Origin of the sequence: Paenibacillus sp. y28, from assembly GCF_037137075.1 — a bacterium.
Classification (GTDB): domain Bacteria; phylum Bacillota; class Bacilli; order Paenibacillales; family NBRC-103111; genus JBBBNV01.
Genome location: NZ_JBBBNV010000015.1, coordinates 91,775 through 115,119, shown reverse-complemented (window position 1 = coordinate 115,119; position 23,345 = coordinate 91,775). Strand labels below are relative to the sequence as shown.

The following is a 23,345-nucleotide window of genomic DNA, read 5'->3' as shown; positions in this document are numbered from 1 at the left end:
ACAGGAACTACCTGCCAATCCATTGTAAAGGATTTTTTTGCGTCTGAATGAGATAAATACAGAAAATTATGAAGATTCAGGGAAAATTAATGCAACGCTAGTGATGTAGAGTCCAATCTATTAACGTTACATTTTCTGTAGGAACGAAAGGAAGCGAAACACATGTGGAACGAGTTTAAAAAATTCGCCTTCAAAGGCAACATGATTGATTTGGCGGTCGGTGTCATTATCGGAGCCGCTTTCGGGAAGGTAATCACCTCGATCGTGAATGACCTCATTATGCCTTTAGTCGGCCAATTGCTGGGAAGCATGAACTTCACCGACTTCTTCATTTCACTGAACGGGGTCCACTATGAAACGCTGGTAGAGGCAAAAGCGGCTAATGCGCCGACCTTCAACTACGGCCAATTTATCACAACACTGCTGGACTTTCTCATTGTCGCGGGGGTAATTTTCATCGTCGTGAAGCAGTTGAACCGCTTCAAAAAAATCGAAGAGGCCAAGCCTTCAACAACGAAGGAATGCCCTTACTGCCTGTCCGAGATTCCAATTAAAGCAACCCGCTGCAAGCACTGCACCTCCGAGCAGCCTGAATCTGCTGTGGAAACTGCTTAAGTGACATTCAGGCCGTAACGGAGCGACAACGTGCGCGAATCCCAAACGTCCCGTTATGGCACTTCCTGGCGGTCGGTCGAGTATTCAGATCGGCAGATCGGCGGATTCTACTTATCGAGCTCGGCTTTTGAGCGTTTTATCGAGCAGTTTGCAGTGAAAACGCAAAAAGACCATGCACGGAATATGTCCGGGCATGGTCTTTTTGCAATATTTGATACTGGGCTGCGTAAAAATCGCTTCAAAGTTACATCTGTGTCGTCAAGCAAGGGTTTATTTACCGAACTCAGCTGGGTTCGCACGCCAAGATTGCAGCAGAGCTACATCCTCTTGAGCAATTTTCCCCTGCTGCAGGGCGGTTTCAATCAGTGCTGTATAGTTGGATAGCGTATACAGCGGAATTCCCGCCTCCTCAAAGGCTTGAATGCCTCTGTCCAGCTGATAGGTGAAAATAGCGACAACACCCAATACTTCGCCGCCTGCTTCTTTCACAGCCAGCGCAGCCTTCAAGGAGCTGCCACCGGTGGAGATCAAATCCTCCACAAGCACAACCTTTTTCCCGGCCGGGCTAATGCCTTCAATCAGATTCTCTTTCCCGTGGCCCTTCGCCTTGTCCCGTACGTAAATCATCGGCAAGTCCAGCTTCTGGGAAGCAAAAGCCCCATGCGGAATACCGGCTGTCGCAATACCCGCAATCATATCCGCCTGCGGAAATTTGCTTTGGATTAAGGTTTTGAAGCCATCGGCAATTTGATCCCGGATTGCAGGATACGAAATGGTCAGCCGGTTATCGCAGTAAATCGGCGATTTAATCCCGGATGTCCAAGTAAACGGCTGGTTCGGGCGCAAACTGACTGCCCCGATTTCGAGCAGGGACGAGGCAATGGCATGTGGAAGTTGTTCGAGTGTCGGCATATGTAAATCAGCTCCTTAACAAAATGGTTGTATTGCTTTAGATTAAACCGAGGCGATTATAGACTCTATTGCTTCCCGCGGGTCAGGCGCCGCTGTAATCGGACGGCCGATAACGACATAATCCGTCCCTTGAGCAAACGCCTGCGCAGGCGTCATTACCCGTGACTGGTCTCCAACATCGGCACCGGCCGGGCGAATCCCCGGAGTTACCGTAACGAAGCCTGCTCCAAGCTGGCCTTTAATCCGCTCTACCTCCAGCGGTGACGCCACAACGCCATGCAAGCCGGCCTGCTGCGCAAGCCTCGCATAGCGGACAACCGCCTCCTCCACTGTGCCCGGTATGCCGATGTCTTCATTCAGTGTTTGCTGGTTTGTACTGGTAAGCTGTGTAACCGCAATGACCATCGGCTTGGTCTGTGTGTTTGCAAGCGCCAAGGCCTCGGTTACACCTTCCATCGCCGCCTTCATCATCTGACTGCCCCCGGCCGCGTGAACGTTAAACATATCGACGCCCAGCTTCGTGATGCTGTTTGCGCCTCCCTTTACTGTGTTCGGAATATCATGCATTTTGAGATCCAGGAACACCTTGTAGCCTTGTTCCTTCAATTCCCGCACGAAATCCGGACCTGCGGCATAAAAAAGCTGCATACCCACCTTCATATAACAGGGAATACCCTTCAACCTTTCAATCAGCCCTTTGGCCTGTCCGGCGTCCGGATAATCCAAAGCGACCATCATGCGCCCGGCTATCTCCGCTCTGCTTGCAGCTGTCATCGGTACTCCCCCTTGTTATCCCCGTTTTTCAGGAAAGTTGATATAAGGAAGGCCCAACACCCCTCCGCAGCCCCGAATGGGCGGCTGCAGAGTGTCAGGCCGTCAATACTACACGATTCTTATGAGTACACTGGCATTGGACGGGAGGAGAAATTCAGTGCCTCCAGCATATGAAGCAATGCACGTACCGTATCCAGGCTGGTCATACACACTACACCATTCTCAACTGCTTCGCGGCGGATACGGAATCCGTCACGCTCCGGTGTTTTCCCTTTGGTCAGTGTGTTGATGACAAAGTGAGCTTCACCATTACGGATGAGGTCTAGAATGTTCGGGTTGCCTTCGCTCAGCTTGTTCACGCGTCTTACACGCAGTCCGGCAGCTTCAATTGCTTTGGCGGTACCGCCTGTAGCGACGATATGATACCCAAGCTGTGCAAAGCCGCGCAGCAATTCGATAGCTTCTTCTTTATCTTTGTCGCTTACTGTGGCGATGATTGAACCGGTTGGCGGAATCTTCATGCCCGATCCAATCAAGCCTTTGTACAGCGCTTTGGCATAGTTAATATCGCGGCCCATAACCTCGCCGGTCGATTTCATTTCAGGTCCGAGCGAAGTATCTACACGGCGCAGCTTGGCGAAGGAGAACACCGGCACTTTAACCGAAACGAACTCATCCTCCGGCCACAAGCCGGTTTCGTAGCCAAGATCCTTCAGCTTTTGTCCCATAATGACGCGGGTAGCGACATTTGCCATCGGCACGTTGGTGACCTTGCTCAGGAACGGCACAGTACGCGAGGAACGCGGATTGACCTCGATAACATACACTTCGTCATTGTAGATAACGAATTGAATATTGACCAAACCGACAACTTCCAAGGCGCGGGCGATTTTGATCGTAACATCGATAATTTTTTGCTTAATTTCAGCACTGATGGATTGTGTCGGGTACACGGCAATCGAGTCGCCGGAGTGAACGCCTGCACGCTCAACATGCTCCATGATGCCCGGGATAAGGACGGTTTCCTTGTCGCAAATCGCGTCGACCTCAACCTCTTTACCCAGCATGTAGCGGTCAATCAGAACCGGATGCTCCGGATTAATTTTGACGGCATACTCCATGTAGCTCAGCAGCTCTTCGTCGGAGTACACGATTTCCATCGCACGGCCGCCCAGCACGTAGGAAGGACGAACGAGCACCGGATAACCGAATTGCGCAGCTGTACCTACAGCCTGGTCTACGGAAGTTACTGTGCCTCCTGGAGGCTGTGCAATGTTCAGGCTGCTGAGCAGCGCTTCGAACTTCTTGCGGTCCTCCGCAGCATCAATGCTTTCCAGACTGCTGCCAAGAATGGTTACACCCGCTTTGGAAAGCGGCGCAGCCAGGTTGATAGCGGTTTGTCCACCAAATTGGACGATAACCCCTATTGGCTTCTCTTGTTCGATAACGTTCATAACATCTTCAAAGAACAACGGTTCAAAATACAACCGGTCCGAAGTATTGAAGTCTGTCGATACCGTTTCCGGGTTGTTGTTAATGATGACCGCTTCATAACCGGCTGCTTGAATTGCCCAGACCGCATGAACGGTGGAATAGTCAAACTCGATCCCTTGGCCAATCCGAATCGGACCGGACCCGAGCACGACCACTTTTTGCTTCTCGCTTTGAGTTACCTCGTTCTCCGTCTCATAAGTCGAGTAGTAGTACGGAGTCGTCGCTTCGAATTCCGCCGCGCAAGTATCAACCATTTTGTAAACCGGCTTGATGCTTTGCTTCAGACGGTATGCGCGGACATCGGCTTCCACGGTATAAGTGGCAAGTCCCGCCAGTGTGCGCAGCTCTGCGATAGCACGGTCTGTAAATCCTTTACGCTTCGCTTCGAGAAGAAGCTCCGGCGTCAGTTCATCCTGCTGAAGCTCTGCTTCGAATTGAATCAAGCCTTCCAGCTTGCCGAGGAACCACCAGTCGATGTTCGTTAAATCCTGAATTTGCTGCAGCGTGTAGCCGCGGCGGTAAGCTTCGGCAATCAGGAACATCCGCTCATCGTCCGGCTTGCGCAGACGCAGCTCCAGTGTTTCTTTATCGATTTGGTCCGCTTCCTTCAGCGCCAGGCGATGCACGCCGATTTCCAGGGAACGGATAGCTTTATGAATGGATTCCTCGAAGGTCCGGCCGATAGCCATAACCTCTCCGGTTGCTTTCATTTGTGTTCCGAGCTTGCGGTTCGCGCTTGTGAATTTATCGAACGGCCAGCGCGGGATTTTCGATACGATGTAATCCAGCGTCGGCTCAAAGCAAGCATAGGTTTGACCGGTAACCGGGTTGACGATTTCATCAAGGGTATAGCCGATAGCGATTTTAGCCGCCATTTTAGCAATCGGATAGCCCGTTGCTTTGGAAGCCAGCGCCGAGGAGCGGCTGACACGCGGGTTAACCTCGATAACATAATATTGGAAGCTGTGCGGGTCGAGGGCGAATTGAACGTTGCAGCCGCCTTCGATGTTCAGGGCGCGAATAATTTTGAGCGATGCTGAGCGGAGCATTTGATACTCGCGGTCAGACAAGGTTTGGCTTGGCGCCACGACGATGCTGTCGCCGGTATGAACGCCAACCGGGTCGAAGTTCTCCATGTTACACACAACGATACAGTTATCATTGGCATCACGCATAACCTCATACTCAACTTCCTTCATGCCGGCGATGCTGCGCTCCACCAGACATTGGCCGATCGGGCTGTAGCGGATACCGGAGGCAACCGTCTCCAGCAGCTCCTCTTCATTCGCACAAATCCCGCCGCCGGTGCCGCCGAGTGTGTACGCCGGGCGGACAATAATCGGATAGCCGATTTCATTGGCGAAATCAAGTGCTTCCTGAACCGTCGTTACGATAACGGATTCCGGTACCGGCTGCTCCAGCTCACGCATGAGGTCGCGGAACAGGTCGCGGTCTTCGGCCTTTTCAATTGCTGTCAGTTGTGTACCGAGCAGCTTTACATTTTCTCTCTCCAGAACGCCGTGACGGGCAAGCTCAACCGCCATGTTCAGACCGGTTTGTCCGCCGAGAGTCGGCAGCAGTCCGTCCGGCTTCTCCTGGCGAATAATTTGCGATACGAAATCGAGTGTAATTGGCTCGATGTATACTTTGTCCGCCATGTTTGTATCGGTCATGATAGTCGCCGGGTTGCTGTTAATGAGGACAACTTCCATGCCCTCTTCTTTCAGCGCCTGGCAAGCCTGGGTACCGGCATAGTCAAACTCGGCCGCTTGTCCGATAACAATCGGACCGGAGCCAATCACAAGAATTTTTTTGAGTGTATTATTTTTGGGCATATTGAAGAGCTCCTTTCCGTTCCGGGGCGGCAATAACCGGGCGTGCGGCTACGATTTGCGCTTGGCGCGGCAGCTGCGGATTGTCTTGTTTAAAGGTGCGAATCATATCCAGGAAATCATCGAACAGGTAGCTTGAATCGAACGGTCCTGGCGCTGCTTCCGGATGGTATTGGACTGAGAAGGCCGGATATTTCTTATGGCGAAGTCCCTCAATCGTCTTATCGTTGTTGTTAATATGCGTCACTTCCAGCTCCGTGCCTTGAATGGAATCCTCAAGTACCGTGTAGCCGTGGTTCTGGGAAGTAATGTAGCAGCGGCCCGAAATCAAATCCTTCACCGGGTGGTTACCGCCGCGGTGACCGAATTTCAGCTTGGTCGTATCTGCACCGCAGGCGAGCGCGAACAGCTGATGGCCAAGACAGATACCGAAAATCGGGTATTCGCCGAGCAGCTCGGCAATCATTTTGGCGGCATGAGAAACGTCCTTAGGGTCCCCAGGGCCGTTGGACAGCAGAATGCCATCCGGAGCAAGGCGGCGAATTTGGTCTGCAGTTGCATCATGAGGCACAACCACAACGTCGCAGCCGCGTTTTGTCAGGTCACGCACAATGCCGCTTTTAGCGCCGAAATCGACCAGCACGACACGCTCTTTCGTTCCAGGGCAGCCAAATACGCTTTTCGTCGATACACGCGATACTTGGTCTGTCATAAGCTTGGAGGCTTGCAGCTGCTCCATCAGCTCGGCAACCGGCTTGCTGGATGTAGTGAGCAGACCTTTCATTACGCCGTGATGACGAATTTTGCGGGTCAGCATCCGGGTATCGATGCCGCTGATTCCGACAATGCCGTATTCCTTCAACAGACTGTCCAGCGTATATTCCGCTCTCCAGTTGCTCGGCACATATTCATGCTCGCGCACGACGAAGCCATGGATGAACGGGCGGATGGATTCAAAATCATCACGGGCGATACCGTAGTTCCCGATCAGCGGGTATGTCATCGTTACGATTTGTCCGCAGTAGGACGGGTCCGACAACACCTCTTGATAACCAGTAATTCCTGTATTAAACACAACTTCTCCCGTCGATTCGCCTTCAGCGCCGAACCCTTTTCCGGTAAAAAGCGTGCCGTCTTCCAATAATAATCTTGCTTGCATGGGTTTCACTCCTTCTCGGTTTTCGCTAACCTGTCCCTTACTATTCCGTCCAGACCACTTTGCCGTCAACCAGCGTAGTTACCGGCCAGCCGCGCAGCTTCCAGCCGATAAACGGCGTGTTGCGGCTCTTGGACAAGAATGTGTCCGGGTCCACCGCGCGTTCTTCCTCGATGTCTACAATTGTAATGTCTGCTGCGCTGCCAGGCGCTAGGCGGCCTTGGGCCAAACCGAATACATCGGCCGGCACCTTAGTCATACGATCCAACAGGAAACCAAGCGTCCATTTCCCGGTAAGCACGAACTTCGAGTAAAGCAGCGGGAATGCTGTTTCAAAGCCTAAGATGCCGAATGGCGCGAGCTGCATGCCTTTTGCTTTTTCTTCCGGGCTGTGCGGCGCATGATCCGTAACCACCATATCGATAGTGCCGTCTTCCAGCCCTTCGATGCAGGCTTCCACATCACGTCGGGAGCGCAGCGGCGGGTTCATCTTCCAGTTGGCATCCATGCTCGGAATATCTTCCTCCGAGAGAAGCAGGTGATGCGGGCAAACCTCTGCGGTCACTTTAATCCCGATTTGCTTCGCCAGACGAATCAGACGTACGGACTGCTCTGTGCTCACGTGGCACACATGGTAATGAACTCCCGTTGCTTCCGCCAGCAAAATGTCCCGGCCGACGTGAATCGCCTCGGATTCGTTCGGAATGCCCTTGAGACCGTGCTTCGTAGCGAATGTGCCTTCATTGACCGGAGCACCGACCACTAGTGTGTCGTCCTCGCAGTGCGCAATAATCGGCAGCTCCAGCGATGCGGCCAGCTTCATGGCATCCTTCATCATCTGCGCGTTCTGAACGCCGACGCCGTCGTCTGTGAACCCGATAGCTCCTGCTTCTTTCAACGCCGCAAAATCGGTCAGCTCACGGCCAAGCTCATTTTTGGTGATGCAGGCGTAAGGAAGAACTTTAACGATTCCTTCCGTTTGAGCCTTGTCCAATACAAAGCCGACGGTTTCCGGCGTATCGATAACCGGGCGGGTATTCGGCATGCAGGCGATAGTTGTGAAGCCGCCTTTGGCAGCCGAGCGAGTTCCGCTGGCAATCGTTTCCTTGTGCTCGTAGCCAGGCTCGCGCAAATGCACATGCATGTCGATAAAGCCTGCCGAGACAAGCTTGCCGGAAGCATCAATGACTTCATAGCCTGCGGTATTGTCCGGCTTATTCGCCGTTACCTCGGCAATAGTCCCTTCCACAACCCGGATATGCTGTACTTCCATTTGACCTGCAGCGTCGTTCCATACGTTTCCGTTAAGTATCCAAATTCCCATGACCAACCTCCGGCGATGTCAATTTTGCTGCTATTGTTTTATACTAATGCCCGTTCTACAACGGCCATCCGAATCGGAACCCCGTGGCTCATCTGTGTGAAAATTTTCGACTTCTCATGCTCCACCAGTTCGTCGTCAATCTCGACATTGCGGTTGACCGGCGCAGGATGCATGATGATGGCGTGTGGCTTCATCCGCTGCATTCTTTCCACCGTTAAGCCATAGTGCTCGCGGTACTCCTCCGCCGACTTAATCATGCCGCCGGCATGACGCTCCAGCTGAACGCGCAGCATCATGACAACATCGGACTGAAGAGCTTCATCTATAGATACATAGTCTGCGTACTCTGCCAGCTCCGGCGCCTGCATGTTGACAGGAGCGCAAAACTTCACCTTCGCCCCAAGCTTCGTTAGGCCGTATACATTTGAGCGGGCTACCCGGCTGTGCAGCACGTCCCCGATAATCGAGACGGTCAAGCCCTTGAACTCTCCAAAAACCTTGCGCATCGTATAGAAGTCCAGAAGCGCCTGTGTAGGATGCTCATTGTTGCCGTCCCCCGCATTGATAAGCGGCACTTTAATTTTTTGCGCGAGCTCCGCCAGCAGACCAATCGGCTTCATCCGGATGACGCCGGCGTCAATCCCCATCGATTCCAGCGTACGTACCGTATCATAGATGGACTCGCCCTTTTCCACACTGGAGGCGGCTGCAGAGAAGTTAAGCACCTCCGCGCCCAGCCGCTTCTCCGCCACTTCAAAGGAAAAGCGGGTCCGCGTGCTGTTCTCGAAAAACATGTTTGCGACAAATTTACCTTGAAGGACATCCGTTACTTTCTTCGGATAGCTTTCCCAATAGGCCGCCCGGTCTAGTATGCTTACAATTTCCTCTTTGCCGAGCTGCTTAATGCCGAGCATATGCCGGTCGATCCCTACGTTTGCCTGTGTCATCCGGTCGTCCCCCTTTGTTGTAATATCACGACGCTGTCGTCCTGGTCAATCTCGCTCAGGTGCACTTCAATCTGCTCCTGCTTGGAGGTCGGAACGTTCTTGCCTACAAAATCAGGTCGAATCGGAAGCTCGCGGTGCCCCCGGTCCACCAGTACGGCGAGCTGAATCGATTGGGGCCGTCCCAGGTCCATCAAGGCATCCATGGCCGCACGGACGGTCCGCCCGGTATAAAGAACATCGTCGCATAAAATAATTTTTTTATTCTGTATCGCCAGCCGGTCTTCCGTAACCTCGGGAGGAGCGTTAAATTCGGGACGGTCATCGCGGTAACGCGTCACATCCAGCTCTCCAATCGGGACAGATACCGTTTCAATTTCCTGAATCCGCTCGGCAATGCGGCGGGCCAGATAGACGCCTCTTGTACGCACTCCGACAAAGATACAGTCTTCTACGCCCTTATTTTTTTCAAGGATTTCATGGGCGATGCGCGTTAATGCCCGCCGAATGGCGACATCGTCCATAATCATATTTTTGATAACGGCCATGCCCGCTCCTCCTTCTATCCGGTCTGGCGGCGTTTCTTCCCTGCGGGTCGGCAAGTGCGATTCCGGCTAAGCAAAGATGTACGACTTCCCGCAAAAAAAGCTCCTTGTGCCGTAGCAGCAAGGAGCTTTTCCAAATCTGCGCGCGTGGACAAACACAGGTCGACTCACCTTTCGGTTTAAGCCTGTGCTCTATGTCCAGCCCGCAGCGCGGTGGAATTCACGTAACCTTGCCAGCCTCTCGGGACTGAGTTAAAGGTTCTATTCATTTAACAGGATTATCGCACTTTCGACAAAAGAAGTCAAGACATTTCCTATGTGATTCCAATGCCCCCGCAGTATTCAGAATATAGAAAAAAGACTTTGGGAAAGCTGCTGCTTTCTCAAAGTCTTCAACTCGCTCTGTAGCCTACAGGCTCAGCTTTTTAATCCGTTCCACAGCGGCCTCGGTATTCTCGCGGCTGCCGAATGCAGTCAGACGGAAATAGCCTTGACCCGCTTGACCGAAGCCGACACCCGGCGTACCGACGATATGAGCTTCGGACAGAAGCTTATCGAAGAATTCCCAGGAGCTGAGATTGTTCGGCGTTTTCAGCCAGATGTACGGGGCGTTGACACCGCCGAATACGCTAAGGCCCAGAGAAGACAAGCCCTCACGAATGACCTTTGCGTTGCTCATATAATAATCGACCAGCGCCGCGATTTGCTCACGGCCTTCCGGCGTGTAAATCGCGGCCGCGCCTTTTTGCGTTACATAGGAGCAGCCATTGAACTTCGTCGTTTGACGGCGGTTCCACAGGTCGTTTACCAGCATTTCATTGCCGTCCTCATCATAAGCCTTCAGCTCGCGAGGCACGACAGTGTAGGCGCAGCGCACACCTGTAAAGCCGGCGGTTTTGGAGTAGCTGCGGAATTCAATCGCCACTTCCTTCGCGCCTTCGATCTCATAAATGCTGCGCGGCACATCATCTTCCTGAATAAAGGCTTCATATGCGGAGTCGAACAAAAGGATACATTTGTTTTCCTTCGCATAATCAACCCATTTCTTCAGTTCCGCCTTCGTAAGAGTCATCCCTGTCGGGTTGTTCGGATAGCACAGGTAAATCAAATCGACCTTTTGAGTCGGCAGCTCCGGCTTGAAGTTATTTTCCTGATTGCAGGTCAAGTATACGATGTTGTCGTAACGGTTCGTTTCTTTATTATAGTTACCTGAGCGTCCAGCCATTACGTTGCTGTCCACATAAACCGGGTACACCGGATCTTGAACCGCAATAATGCTGTCCCCGCTGAAAATTTCCTGGATGTTGCCCACGTCGCACTTGGAGCCGTCGCTGACGAACACTTCATTCGAATTCAGCGTAACACCGCGGGTTTTGTAGTCGTGCTCAATAATAGCGTTGATCAAGAAATCGTAGCCCTGCTCCGGACCGTAGCCGCGGAACGACTTCTCGCTAGCCAGCTCGTCCACAGCGTTGTGCAGACCAGTCAGAACGGACTGAGGCAGTGCGCGGGTTACATCGCCGATACCAAGGCTAATGATTTGGGCATTCGGATTTTCACTAATAAATTTGGTGCGGCGCTTTGCAATCTCGGAGAACAAATAGCTGCCTTGCAGCTGCAGGTAATTTTGATTAATTTTAGCCATGCCGGATTCCTCCATCACTTCTGGATATGATGTCAACAAAGGTAACAAGTTCTCATTTATCTAGTATCCAAGTGTATCGGTTTCACCCGTTTGTTTCCATAGAATAAAGCGCCTTTAATTTGCATTATTCCACATATACCATACTATGTTACGTCCCCAAAGCTCTGCTACTTCGTAAATACACGATTTCACCGGGCTTTATTCCAAAATAGAAATTGGGACGATGGCTGCTGTATGCCGCGATGCACCTCACGCCGAGAACGCTAAAAACCATAGCCGGAGCACACTCTATCTGCTGCGCAGCTGCTCCAGCACCAGCTTCATATCCTCAGGCAGCCCGGCTTCAAAATGGAGCCGCTCCCCTGTGCGCGGATGAACGAAGCCAAGCACAGCCGCATGCAGCGCCTGGCCCTGCATCGTAATCGCCTTGTTCCGGGTGCTGTACATCGGATCGCCGACCAGAGAGTGCCCGATAAACTTCAGATGCACACGGATTTGATGCGTACGCCCTGTCTCCAGCTTCAGCTCAAGCAGCGTAGCGTCGGGAAATCTCTCCAGCACCACAAAGTGAGTCACGGCATGCTTGCTGTTTTTATCCGTCACGGTATACATTTTGCGGTCCTGGCTGTCTCTGCCGATCGGAGCGTCGATCGTCCCCTGCTCATGGGGCACTACACCATACGCAAGGCCAATGTATTTGCGGGTAACTGTATGATCTTTAAGCTGGGCGGCCAGCCCGGCATGGGCCAGATCATTTTTCGCGGCCATGATTAGGCCTGACGTATCCTTGTCGATGCGGTGAACAATTCCGGGCCGCAGCACGCCGTTGATGCCGGATAAATCCCCGCAGTGGTAAAGCAGCGCGTTTACCAGCGTGCCTGAAGTATGCCCCGGCGCAGGATGAACGACCAGCCCGCGCGGTTTGTTAATGACGATCATATCTGAATCCTCATATACAATGTCCAGCGGTATGTTCTCCGGCGCGATTTCGAGCGCTTCCGGCTCCGGGGGCTTAACCCGAATCTGATCGCCTTCACTCAGCTTGGCATTCGGCTTCACCATCCTGCCGCCGACGGTAACATAACCGTCCCGAATCCACTGCTGTACTTGTGTCCGGGACACCTCCTGCTCCATCGACTCGGCAACCAGCTTGTCAATCCGCTGTCCGGCCTCATCCGGCTGGACAACAAGCTCGATGTGCTGTTCTGTGCCTTCCTCCTCCGAAGCGGCATCCAAAAAGCCTGCTGCAGCAGTATTGTGCTCCAAGTCAGGTCCATTTACACTGCTGGTTGGTTCTGTAGTTCTTGTATGCTTCATGATGCTACCTCACGTTTTTCTTTGCGCCATGCAATGACGGAATCGAGCAAAATGAGCGCGACCCCGATAACGATAGCGGAATCCGCCAAATTGAAGATGGGGTACGTGTAATCTACCGGTGTTCCGAAAAAGGAAAACTGAAAGCGGAACTGCAGAAAATCTACAACCTCGCCGTACAGCGCCCGGTCAATGAAATTGCCCAGCGCCCCGCCAAGCAGCAAGGCTAAAGCCGCCGGAAGCAGACGCTTCTTCTCACGAACCGACCGGTTTAAATAATAAACAATACCGACGACCACAACGAGCGTAATGACAATAAAAAACCAGCGCTGATTTTGCAAAATACCAAAGGCTGCCCCGCGGTTGCGGTGAGAAGTAATCGTGAAAAATTCGCCGATTACCGCTCTGCTCTCATACAGAGCCATATTGGTTACAATCACATATTTGGTTACTTGATCCAGGGCGAAAATTACAATCGCCACAACGTAATACCACCATATGAAACGCATCGGTTTCCTCCTTTGATGATGAGCCGGACGCTGCAAGTTATTCCCTTGTTAGTTTTCCCGCTTTCGGCTCAACCTAGAGACGAAAGGGCAGCTATGAAAGGAGATAACGAGATGCCGCATTTGACGGATGAACAGCTGCAGCATTTGCGCAGCCGTTTACTTCAGGAAAAAGCAGAGCTGGAGCACTATTTTGCACAAAATGATGATTTCGGCTTAAGTGAATCCCAGCGGGATGCAATCGGCGAGCTGTCGGCTTATGATAACCACCCCGCCGATGTCGCAACGGAAACCTATGAACGGGGGAAAGATATCGCTCTGCACGAAAATGCCAAAGTGCATTTGGAGCAAATTAATCAAGCCCTGCTAAGCATGGATAGCGGAACCTATGGCATCTGCAGGGTCTCCGGCAAACCCATTCCATATGAACGGCTTGAAGCACTGCCGACCGCAGCCGAGCATGTCGATCACGTGCCGGATCGGTTCGTGTCCGAGCGCCGTCCGGTGGAGGAGCAATTTCTATCCCCGCCCTTTGGACGAACGAGTCTGGATGAGCACGAATACAACGGCTTCGATGGCGAAGATGCCTGGCAAATCGTTGAAAGCTGGGGAAACTCCGACTCTCCGGCTATGGCGGAGGACCGCCAAATTGAAAGCTATGATGACATGTATATTGAAGCTGGCGAGCTGGACGGTTATGTCGAGCCGCTGGAAAGCTTCCTGGCCACCGATATTTATGGCGGAAATATCACCGTCATCCGCAACAAGCAATACCAGCGCTATTTGGATGAAGAAGAGGGCGAGCCGCTCCTCGAACCAAATCGCCTGGTTGAATAAGAGGCTTCAACCAGGCTGTCCTCAAGACACAAATCGTTCCGGGAGCGCTGCATTCGCAGCGCTGTCCCGGCTTTTTATTACAACCGCTTCATTACATCCGCGCAGCGCGGGCAAATATGCGGATAATCCTCGTCTTGGCCCACCAGCGGAGTCACAACCCAGCAGCGCTGGCATTTGTCGCCTTCAGCCACCGCAACCTTAACGGCCACTCCCTTAAGCGCAGAGGCAGAAGGAGCCGGTGCCGTTCCCGGCGCATACACTTCGACCCTGGATACAATAAAGAGCTGATCGAGCGCTTCCATTTGAGACAGCAGGCTTGCCGTTTCCTCATCCGGGTACAAATGCAGGCAGGATTCCAGCGACTGGCCGACAACCTTTTCTTTGCGGGCACCCTCTAGCGCTTTGTTCACCTCATCGCGCACAAGAATGAATTCCTCCCACTTCGTTTCAAGCGCCTCATCCTCCAGGGTCTTATCCGGCACAGGGAATTCTGCCAGCTGAACGCTGGACAAGCCCGTATGCGGAATATGCCCCCACACTTCATCGGCTGTATGCGGCACAATTGGAGCCATCAGTCTTACAATCGCCAGCAGCGCATCATAAAGAACGGTTTGCGCAGCCCGGCGCGCTTTGTCATTAGGGTGGCTGACGTACAAGCGATCCTTCACGATATCCAGGTAGAACGCGCTCATCTCTACAGCGCAGAAATGGTGCACCGCTTGATAAACCACATGGAATTCATAAGCGTCATATGCCTGCAGCACTTTTTGGGTCATACGGTTCAGACAAAGCAGCGCGTAGCGGTCAAGCTCATTCATGGCGGACGCTTCAACGCGGTCAACAGCCGGGTTGAAATCAGACAAATTGCCCAAGAAATAACGCAGGGTATTGCGAATTTTTCGGTAACCCTCTGTAATTTGGGTCAAAATATTATCCGAAATGCGCACGTCCGCCTGATAATCCACGGAAGCAACCCATAGACGTAAAATATCCGCGCCCAGCTTATTGCATACCTGATTTGGATCAATTGTATTGCCGAGGGATTTGGACATCTTCCGGCCTTCGCCATCCAGCGTAAAGCCATGGCTCAAAATCCCTTTATACGGCGCTTGCCCGCGTACAGCGGTTGCCGTAATCAAGGAGGAGTTGAACCAGCCTCGATATTGATCCGAGCCTTCCAAATACAAATCGGCCGGCCACTGCAGCTCCGGACGGGTCTCCAGCACGCCTGCATGGCTGGAGCCCGAGTCAAACCAGACATCCATAATATCTGTTTCTTTACGGAACTCCGCGCTTCCGCAGGAGCACGACGTGCCGACCGGAAGCAAATCCTTCGGTTCCCGGTCGAACCAGGCATTGGAGCCATGCTCTTCAAAAATGCCTGCCACATGCTCAATCGTAGCATCGTTTACAAGCGGGGTTCCGCAGCCTTTGCAATAAAAAATCGGAATCGGCACGCCCCATGTCCGCTGGCGGGAAATGCACCAGTCCCCGCGATCCGCGATCATATTATGCATCCGCACTTCGCCCCAATGCGGCGTCCAGTTCAACTGGCTGATTTGCTCCAGCATCGTATCACGGAACTTGTCAATGGAAGCGAACCATTGTTCAGTAGCCCGGTAAATGACCGGCTTCTTGGTCCGCCAGTCATGCGCGTACTGGTGATTAATAAAACCTAGCTTCAGCAAATGTCCTGATGCTTCCAGCTTCTCTGTAATTAGTTTGTTCGCTTTATCATAAAAAATCCCTTCAAAGCCCGGCGCTTCGGAAGTGAACTTCCCTTGATCGTCCACAGGGCAAAGCACCCCTAAGCTGTAGCGCTGTCCGATCAGGAAGTCATCCTCCCCGTGTCCCGGAGCCGTATGGACACAGCCTGTTCCTGCTTCCAGCGTGACATGCTCTCCCGCCATGACCAGCGAAGTGCGGTCATAGAACGGGTGCTTGCATAGAACGCCGTCCAGCTCTGCTCCTTTTATCGTGGACACTACCTGCACATCGCTCCAGCCGATCTCTTTGGCGACTGCTTCAAGCAAGCCTTGAGCCACAACGAATTTGCGGCCAGCCGCAGTTACCACAGCATAATCATATTCCGGATGCAGGCTGATTCCCAGGTTGGCGGGAAGCGTCCAAGGTGTGGTCGTCCAAATCACAACGGCCGCGTCTTCAGGCAGCTTGCCTTTCCCGTCGGCAACCTCGAAGGCCACGTAGATAGAAGCCGACGTTTTCTCGCGGTATTCGATTTCCGCTTCCGCAAGCGCGCTTTCCGACGAAGGGGACCAGTATACCGGCTTCAGCCCTTTGTAAATATACCCTTTTTTGACCATGTCGCCGAATACCCGGATTTGCTGGGCTTCATATTCCGGCTGAAGCGTAATGTACGGGTTGCTCCAATCTCCTCGCACGCCAAGCCGCTGGAATTGGCCCTTTTGCTTCTCCACCCATTTCAGCGCATATTCCTTACAATACTCGCGGAACTCGGAAACGCTCATTTTTTTGCGATCGACCTTGCCGCTGTTGGCAATAGCCTGCTCAATCGGCAGGCCGTGCGTATCCCAGCCCGGGACATACGGCGCGTCAAAGCCCTGCATCGTTTTGAAACGGACAATAAAGTCCTTCAATACTTTGTTTAACGCATGACCAATATGAATATCCCCATTCGCATAAGGAGGCCCGTCATGCAAAATAAACTTTGGCTTGCCTTCCCGGCTCTTCTGCACTTGTCCGTAAATGTCCTGCTCCTGCCAAGCCTTTTGAATATCCGGCTCCCGCTGCGGCAAGTTCCCGCGCATCGGAAACTCCGTTACAGGCAGATTTAATGTTTTGGAATAGTCGATTTCACTCATTCGTTATCTCTTCTCCTTCATCCATAGTAACACTGCTCTAGCGCATCACAACAAAAAAATCCCGTCCCTCAAGGGACGAGATGTGCACGCGGTACCACCCTAGTTCGGATTCAGCAGCCGTGTGCTGCCGCACCCGTGCCTTCTCCGCTTGACGATCGGTAACGGGATCAGCCGGTTCTCTCTACTTCAGCTCGTTCAAGAGACACTCCTGGGTGATATTCAATCGGCGGCCGGGATTAGGCTTGCACCAAAACCCTAACTCGCTGGCACCGGCAAAAGCCCGATTTACTTGTCCCAGTCATCGCTTTACACAGTTTATTACGCCCGAGTATAGCCCAAGCGCGGTAAATAGTCAACTTCCTGCGCTTCCTGCAGGCGAATATTCTCTATGTTCTACAAGACATATGTATGAGTCCTGCATTCCTCCAGCATGTAGCGTAACCTGTCTCCCGCCCTCCGGCGGCTTCTACGATAGCCACATTAGGCAAAGGCTGAATTCCCGTTACTCGTTAGCCGCATTCAACTGGGCGAACGTTTCCCAGCTGTCATTATTGAGCAGCTCCACTTGAGCTTCCAGCAGCGTTCTGAAGCGCGTTCTGTAAATGGTGGCCTGTTTTTTCAGCTCTTCAATTTCGAGTGAAATTTTGCGCGATTTGATGAGCGACTCGTTAATGATGCGGTCCGCATTTTTCTCCGCTTCCTTCACGATAAGCTGCGCTTCCTTCTTCGCGTTGCTCCGCACCTCATCCGCGGCTTCCTGGGCGACAATAATGGTCTTGCTCAGTGTTTCCTCAATGTTCGCAAAATGATTCAGACGCTCTTGCAGCGTCTCCACCTGATTTTGCAAATCCTTGGATTCCCTTATCAAGGCCTCATAATCCTTAATAATTTGATCCAGAAATTCATTGACCTCGTCCTCGTTGTAGCCGCGGAAGCTGCGGCTGAATTCTTTATTATGTATGTCCAGCGGGGTAAGCGGCATGATGCACCTCCTGTGGCTTTTCAAAACGTCTACTTACAAGGTTTTGAAAACATATATTCGACAGGTTTGCCTGAATTCCTGCATTGTTCAAATGTATTTGCCAATTTTTACACGAATCCGGCCCTTTTTCGTCACGCCCTCCACTTCCAGCACTTTAAACCTTCCGAAGCCCTGAAACGAAACTACATCACCTTCCTGAAGCGGCTTTGACGGGTCCTCGACGACCTTCCAATTGACTTTGCAGCGGCCGTTCTGTATCGGAGCCAGCACCTTGGCCCGGCTGAGGCGGCAAACGTCGCTTACAATGCCGTCCAAACGCAGCGAAGCCACCGACAAGCTCATTTCCTCCAGCGACACCTTAGCCACCTCCAGGCGGGAGAGCGGCACGATGTCCGTCAGAACATGAACGCGGTGGACGTGGCGTAATTCCGTATCGACAAACCCAATCATCTCGCCGGCTACAAGGCAATGGCATTTACTGGAATGCACGTGCAAATCGCCAATTTTGTCCCGCTTAATCCCGAGACCGAGCAGGGCTCCCAGAAAGTCCCCGTGCTCCAGCTCGCTGAACCTGGTGTCGTCCGAAGAAATTTCAAGCACCTGCAGATGGATGTCTTCGTCCTCCGGGTCGCGGTAATCCGGCACGATAACCGCTCTTTTGCGTTCAGCCCCCTCGTAACCGCCGTCAAACCGGATGTTTACGTCCGGCTCGCGGTTGACCAGCGATTCCAAAATAAAAGCCTGGCGCGGGTCAAGAAAATCGGTCACCTTCACCGTATGATCGGCCGCACGCTGCACCCAATCAGATGCTTTATCCACAAACGGCCGTTCGTCCGGATGAAAATGCGCATAAAGATTGTCGTTCACCACCCGATGCCTCCTTACAAAATCCAGCCCAGCACAGTCAAAATACCGATTGTGACAAACTTAAAGGCAAAAAATGCAACGATAGGAGAAATATCAATCATTCCGCCAATCGGGGGAATAAGCTTCCTAAACGGCGCCAAGTACGGCTCCACCAGCCTCGCAAGCATTTGACCGATAAAGCTGTCCCGCGCGCCTGGAAGCCATGACAGCAGCACGTAAGCGATCATCAGGTAGGAATATATTTCCAGCGCTACAGCCACAAAACTCAAAATCGTACCTTGAAAACCAGACAATCCCTTCACCTCGATATCAGTTGTAGTCAGTCTCCTGCTGGCCCATCATTTCGGTAATCGCGCCTTGTATCTCCACCGAGTCCGGCGTGCAGATGAAAATGTTCGGGCCAATCTTGGAGATGCTCCCATTCAAAGCATACACGGTACCGCTCAGGAAATCCACAATGCGCACCGCCTGTTCCGTCCGAACACGCTGCAAATTAACGACTACCGGGCGCCGTGAGCGGAGATGGTCGGCAATTTCCTGAGTTTCCTCGTAGGAGCGGGGCTCACTCAGCACGACGCGCACATTTTTTTGCGAATGGATGCTGACGATATTGCTCTTCTGTTGTTTACGTGTATCTTGGAACGGGGTTTCAATTTCTTCATGAGTATCGGCGATTTTTTCTTTCTCGATCATTTCCTCTTCTTCCTGAAGGCCAAGAAAATTCATAAATTTATTCACTACGCCCATCATCATCCCTCATCTCATCATTTCATTTTGCCCAAAATATTCCTATTCCTTACCGACTAGAATCGAGCCCAGACGCACCCAGGTCGCCCCTTCTTCGATAGCGATTTCAAAATCATTGGACATGCCCATTGACAGATGCGGCACTTCATATGCAAGCATTCCGCTGCGGTTCAGCCGATCGCGAAGCTCCCGCAAGCCCCTGAATACCGGGCGCGTTGCCTCCGCATCCTCATAAGGCGCCATGGTCATCAGACCGACAATGCGCAGGGCCGACATCGTCTTGATTTCTTCAACAAACGAAAGCAGCTTGTCCGGCGCAAGCCCGTATTTGCTTTCCTCTCCGGACACATTGACCTGGATAAAGCAATTCGCCGTTACTCCTGAAGCCGCCGCCTTCTTTTGCAGCTCCTCAGCCAGCGATATCCGGTCCAGAGAATGAATATAAGCAAATTTGCCGAGCACATCCTTAACCTTGTTGGTCTGCAGATGCCCGATGAAATGCCAGGTGGCTGCACCGCCGATTGCCTCCCACTTCTCTTTGGCATCCTGCCAGCGGTTCTCCCCGACATGAGTGCACCCTTCTTCTACAGCTTGTCTGGCGGTGTCAAGTGATACATATTTCGTTACGGCGATTACATTTATGTCTTGACGGCTTCGCCCGCTGCGATCGCACGCTGCCTGAATCCGCTGTTCTACAGCACGGATACGTTCTGCTAAGCCTTGCTGTGTCGTCGTCATCTGCATCTTCCTTTCAACTGCGGTCCATCCCATATTTGCAGGATTCTACTGAAAATCAGCGGCTGCGGCAAAAGAGAATCCTACTGCTCTGATCCAAGCAATTCGCCAGAAGCGGCTGCCATCGGCATCATAGCACTACACCCGGAAACAGCCACCCTTAGAACAAATCCAAACCGATCCAAGCTGTCATCCGCCCCGTCCGGCCGCTCTCCTTCCGATGAGAGAAGAACCAGTCCGTATTGCAGCTTGTGCACCACTGCGTTATTTCGATGTGTTCTGGCAAAATTCCTGCTTTTGATAAAATTTGTGTGTTGATTTGTTTTAAATCAAGCATAAATTTGCCGTTCTCTCTCCGCGTCCATCCTTCCGTCACATCGGGCAATCCGGCTTGAACCTCCCGTATGACGGCTTCATCTACCTCATAGCAGCATTCGCCTATCGAAGGACCGATTGCCGCCCGTATTGTTTCCGGCTTTGCGCCGAACGCTTCCTGCATTCGTTCTACCGTTTTTCCGGCAATGCGCTGTACCGTCCCGCGCCAGCCTGCATGAGCGAGTCCGATTGACCGGGTTACCGGGTCCACGAAAAACAGCGGCACGCAATCCGCAAAAAAAGCGTTCAGCCAAATCCCCCGCTCCCGGGTGATTAGCCCGTCCGTATCCGCAAATGCATCCGCCCGGCTTAATCGGCCCCGGCCCCGGTCCTTTAGCGTAACGACAGCCACTTCCGCCGAATGCACCTGCTCAGCGCAGGTCCATGCCTCAAACGTTGTCCCGACGGCCCCTGCAATACGCCGGCGGTTCAGCTCCACGTGCTCCGGGCGGTCTGCCACATGCAGGGCACAATTAAGCGAATCGAAGCTGCCCTCGCCTACCCCCCCGCGACGCGAGGAGAAGCCTGCCGTCAAACCCGGTATGCGGGCTTCCCAATCTTGAATATGAAATAAAACCGGCTGGCCTTCCTCTCCGCCGGATACCACAAACGGTTCCATGCTTACCACCTCATGCCTCTTCTACAAAGCCTGACCTTGCCTTGCACCCGGCGCGCTGAACGGGTAAATGAGGAGCGAAACGCCGCCAGGCTCAGCATTGTCAGCTTTGACTTTGTATTAGTGTAACACAAGACCGTCTACATGTCCCGATAACTACGGTCCCGATCCCGTTCACGAAGTGGGCGTGAAGCCTCATATTCCCGCTCCGGCTCCCCCTCTGAACGGTCGCGGAACGCCTTGGCTTCATCCAGCTTGACCAAAATGACGTCCGCCCCGATTTTGACAATGTTCTGCCAAGGAATAATCACATCCGCTCCACCGCCGAACAGCCCGAAGAAACGTCCCTCCTCCGGAACGACGATTGATTCAATCCGGCCATGCCGCAGATCCAAATCAATATCGCTGATATGCCCCAGCTTTTTGCCGTCCACAATGTTAATGACATCCTTGGATTGAAAATCGGATATTTTCATCAGCCGTCCACTCCTTTGCTAGTACAGTATATGTTTGGAGTGGGGAAAATGTCCTGCCCCCATCAAAAAAGAAACGCTCCCTCCGGCAGAGGAAGCGTCGCTTCAAACGGAAATCCTTAATTTTTGACGTGCTTTTGCATTTGCGAAATGGCGGACTTCTCCAGACGGGACACCTGCGCCTGCGAGATGCCGATTTCATCAGCAACTTCCATCTGGGTTTTCCCATCAAAGAAGCGCATCGATAAAATCATTTTCTCCCGGTCCCCCAGCTTCCGCATCGCCTCCCGGAGGGCGATCCCCTCAATCCAGGAGACGTCCTTGTTGCGCTCATCACTGATTTGATCCATCACATAAATCGGGTCTCCCCCATCATGATAGATAGGTTCAAACAATGAAACCGGATCCTGAATCGCATCAAGCGCAAATACAACATCTTCCTTGGGTACATTAAGCGCTTCGGAAATTTCATAAATCGTCGGCTCCCGGGAGTTGCTCCCGGTCAAGGAATCCCGAACCTGCAGCGCTTTATAAGCGATATCCCGCAAGGAGCGCGACACCCGAATCGGGTTGTTGTCCCGCAGATAACGGCGTATTTCTCCGATAATCATCGGCACCGCATACGTCGAGAATTTGACATTCTGACTTAGATCAAAATTATCAATGGCCTTCATCAAACCGATACAGCCGACCTGGAACAAATCGTCGACGAATTCGCCCCGGTTGTTGAAGCGCTGAATGACACTGAGCACCAGTCTCAAGTTGCCGTTTACCAATTTCTCTCTTGCCGCCCGCTCCCCCTGCGTCTGAAGCTGCACGAACAATTCGCGCATCTCGGCATTGGTGAGAACAGGCAATTTCGCGGTATCTACTCCACAGATCTCCACTTTATTTCGGGTCAACGCGACTACCTCCCAAGGAGAAACATTAATGTTAATTATCCCCTTGGACCTGTTTTTTATGCGCCGCTTCCAGCCGCACGCCTACGCGATAATGCGCTATCATGCTTTGTAAACCGCACCCGGTACGGCTTTGAACGATCACACCATTTTGTTAAATTCTTTTCGTAAGCGTTTTATTATCCGCTTCTCCAGCCGCGAAATATACGACTGCGAGATGCCCAGCAAGTCAGCCACGTCCTTTTGTGTTTTCTCTTCCCCATCCTGCAGCCCGAACCGGAGCTCCATAATAATACGCTCCCGCTCCGACAGCTTATCCAATGCTTTATGAAGCAGCTTGCGGTCCACCTGCTCCTCTATATTGCGGTAAATGGTATCATTCTCTGTGCCGAGCACATCCGAAAGCAGCAGCTCGTTGCCGTCCCAATCAATGTTAAGCGGCTCATCGAAGGACACCTCGGTCCGAATTTTGTTATTGCGCCGCAGGTACATCAGAATTTCGTTCTCAATGCAGCGCGAGGCATAAGTGGCCAGCTTTATTTTTTTCTCCGGATCGAAGGTGTTGACTGCTTTAATGAGGCCAATTGCTCCGATGGAAACAAGGTCCTCAATGTGAATCCCTGTGTTTTCAAATTTACGGGCGATGTATACAACCAGGCGAAGATTTCGTTCAATCAGCACCGAACGAATCGCGCTGTCACCTGTGGGAAGCTTCTCCAGCAGGTACTCTTCCTCTTCCCGTGTGAGAGGGGGAGGCAGCGCCTCACTGCCGCCAATGTAGTAAATTTCTTCACTTTTCAAACCCAGAAGAAACAAGAACCGGTATAATCCAAGCTGCAGCTGCAGCCTCCATTTCATGATCATGTCTTGATTCTCCTCCCAGCGGTTTTATTGTCTACTCATTTCGGTG

General features: G+C 52.3%; 22 protein-coding genes and 1 other annotated feature. Of the genes, 2 read left to right on the top strand and 20 right to left on the bottom strand.

Going from position 1 to position 23,345, the window contains the following annotated elements:
- Nucleotides 1–162: 162 nt before the first annotated feature.
- Nucleotides 163–615, top strand: coding sequence for a large conductance mechanosensitive channel protein MscL (gene mscL, locus WBG83_RS13750; RefSeq protein ID WP_336745670.1), 453 nt, complete (start codon nt 163–165; stop codon nt 613–615).
- 270 nt (nt 616–885) lie between these two features.
- Here the strand turns inward: mscL and pyrE are convergent, their stop codons facing one another.
- From pyrE to lspA, 10 genes are all read right to left on the bottom strand, one after another.
- Nucleotides 886–1,527, bottom strand: coding sequence for an orotate phosphoribosyltransferase (gene pyrE, locus WBG83_RS13745; protein ID WP_336745669.1), 642 nt, complete (start codon nt 1,525–1,527; stop codon nt 886–888).
- Between the two features lie 42 nt (nt 1,528–1,569).
- On the bottom strand, nt 1,570–2,301 hold the full coding sequence (pyrF, locus tag WBG83_RS13740; protein WP_336745668.1) for an orotidine-5'-phosphate decarboxylase: 732 nt from the start codon (nt 2,299–2,301) through the stop codon (nt 1,570–1,572).
- A 119-nt stretch (nt 2,302–2,420) separates the two neighbouring features.
- Nucleotides 2,421–5,630, bottom strand: a complete 3,210-nt coding sequence (gene carB, locus WBG83_RS13735) for a carbamoyl-phosphate synthase large subunit (protein ID WP_336745667.1) — start codon at nt 5,628–5,630, stop codon at nt 2,421–2,423.
- Entirely contained in the window at nt 5,617–6,786 is a 1,170-nt protein-coding gene (locus WBG83_RS13730) for a carbamoyl phosphate synthase small subunit (protein ID WP_336745666.1), read from the bottom strand. Before WBG83_RS13730 ends, carB begins: the two co-directional genes overlap by 14 nt.
- 40 nt (nt 6,787–6,826) lie before the next feature.
- Entirely contained in the window at nt 6,827–8,107 is a 1,281-nt protein-coding gene (locus tag WBG83_RS13725) for a dihydroorotase (protein ID WP_336745665.1), read from the bottom strand.
- 38 nt (nt 8,108–8,145) lie between these two features.
- Nucleotides 8,146–9,021, bottom strand: coding sequence for an aspartate carbamoyltransferase catalytic subunit (locus WBG83_RS13720; protein WP_442955838.1), 876 nt, complete (start codon nt 9,019–9,021; stop codon nt 8,146–8,148).
- A 29-nt stretch (nt 9,022–9,050) separates the two neighbouring features.
- Entirely contained in the window at nt 9,051–9,599 is a 549-nt protein-coding gene (gene pyrR / locus WBG83_RS13715; protein WP_336745663.1) for a bifunctional pyr operon transcriptional regulator/uracil phosphoribosyltransferase PyrR, read from the bottom strand.
- Nucleotides 9,600–10,005: 406 nt separating this feature from the next.
- The gene (locus tag WBG83_RS13710; protein WP_336745661.1) at nt 10,006–11,241 is read right to left on the bottom strand and encodes an LL-diaminopimelate aminotransferase; all 1,236 of its coding nucleotides are present in this window, start codon (nt 11,239–11,241) and stop codon (nt 10,006–10,008) included.
- Nucleotides 11,242–11,529: 288 nt separating this feature from the next.
- Nucleotides 11,530–12,558, bottom strand: a complete 1,029-nt coding sequence (locus WBG83_RS13705) for an RluA family pseudouridine synthase (RefSeq protein ID WP_336745660.1) — start codon at nt 12,556–12,558, stop codon at nt 11,530–11,532.
- The gene (lspA, locus tag WBG83_RS13700; RefSeq protein WP_336745659.1) at nt 12,555–13,064 is read right to left on the bottom strand and encodes a signal peptidase II; all 510 of its coding nucleotides are present in this window, start codon (nt 13,062–13,064) and stop codon (nt 12,555–12,557) included. Before lspA ends, WBG83_RS13705 begins: the two co-directional genes overlap by 4 nt.
- A 111-nt stretch (nt 13,065–13,175) precedes the next feature.
- On the opposite strand from lspA, the gene WBG83_RS13695 reads away from it, so the two are divergent.
- Complete coding sequence (locus WBG83_RS13695) at nt 13,176–13,898, top strand: TraR/DksA C4-type zinc finger protein (RefSeq protein WP_336745658.1); 723 nt, start codon at nt 13,176–13,178, stop codon at nt 13,896–13,898.
- A gap of 77 nt (nt 13,899–13,975) precedes the next feature.
- Here WBG83_RS13695 and ileS read toward each other — a convergent pair whose 3' ends face one another.
- The 10 genes from ileS to sigE form a co-directional block, all read right to left on the bottom strand.
- Entirely contained in the window at nt 13,976–16,732 is a 2,757-nt protein-coding gene (gene ileS / locus WBG83_RS13690; RefSeq protein WP_336745675.1) for an isoleucine--tRNA ligase, read from the bottom strand.
- A 77-nt stretch (nt 16,733–16,809) separates the two neighbouring features.
- Nucleotides 16,810–17,052: a binding site (T-box leader), on the bottom strand.
- A gap of 191 nt (nt 17,053–17,243) precedes the next feature.
- Nucleotides 17,244–17,723, bottom strand: coding sequence for a DivIVA domain-containing protein (locus WBG83_RS13685; protein WP_336745656.1), 480 nt, complete (start codon nt 17,721–17,723; stop codon nt 17,244–17,246).
- A gap of 87 nt (nt 17,724–17,810) precedes the next feature.
- Nucleotides 17,811–18,593, bottom strand: a complete 783-nt coding sequence (locus WBG83_RS13680) for a YlmH family RNA-binding protein (RefSeq protein ID WP_336745654.1) — start codon at nt 18,591–18,593, stop codon at nt 17,811–17,813.
- 11 nt (nt 18,594–18,604) lie between these two features.
- A complete protein-coding gene (locus WBG83_RS13675) occupies nt 18,605–18,883 on the bottom strand; it encodes a YggT family protein (RefSeq protein ID WP_336745652.1) in 279 nt (92 codons plus the stop codon).
- Nucleotides 18,884–18,899: 16 nt separating this feature from the next.
- Nucleotides 18,900–19,337 carry a cell division protein SepF gene (locus WBG83_RS13670; RefSeq protein ID WP_336745674.1) on the bottom strand — a complete coding sequence of 146 codons (438 nt, stop codon included), beginning with the start codon at nt 19,335–19,337 and terminating at the stop codon, nt 18,900–18,902.
- A 42-nt stretch (nt 19,338–19,379) separates the two neighbouring features.
- A complete protein-coding gene (locus WBG83_RS13665; RefSeq protein ID WP_336745650.1) occupies nt 19,380–20,075 on the bottom strand; it encodes a YggS family pyridoxal phosphate-dependent enzyme in 696 nt (231 codons plus the stop codon).
- A 157-nt stretch (nt 20,076–20,232) separates the two neighbouring features.
- Nucleotides 20,233–21,066: a peptidoglycan editing factor PgeF gene (gene pgeF / locus WBG83_RS13660; protein ID WP_336745648.1), complete on the bottom strand. Its 834-nt coding sequence runs from the start codon at nt 21,064–21,066 to the stop codon at nt 20,233–20,235.
- Nucleotides 21,067–21,203: 137 nt separating this feature from the next.
- Nucleotides 21,204–21,539: a YlmC/YmxH family sporulation protein gene (locus tag WBG83_RS13655; RefSeq protein ID WP_336745646.1), complete on the bottom strand. Its 336-nt coding sequence runs from the start codon at nt 21,537–21,539 to the stop codon at nt 21,204–21,206.
- A 116-nt stretch (nt 21,540–21,655) separates the two neighbouring features.
- On the bottom strand, nt 21,656–22,438 hold the full coding sequence (sigG, locus tag WBG83_RS13650; RefSeq protein ID WP_336745645.1) for an RNA polymerase sporulation sigma factor SigG: 783 nt from the start codon (nt 22,436–22,438) through the stop codon (nt 21,656–21,658).
- 138 nt (nt 22,439–22,576) lie between these two features.
- Entirely contained in the window at nt 22,577–23,299 is a 723-nt protein-coding gene (sigE, locus tag WBG83_RS13645; RefSeq protein WP_336745644.1) for an RNA polymerase sporulation sigma factor SigE, read from the bottom strand.
- Between the last annotated feature and the right edge of the window lie 46 nt (nt 23,300–23,345).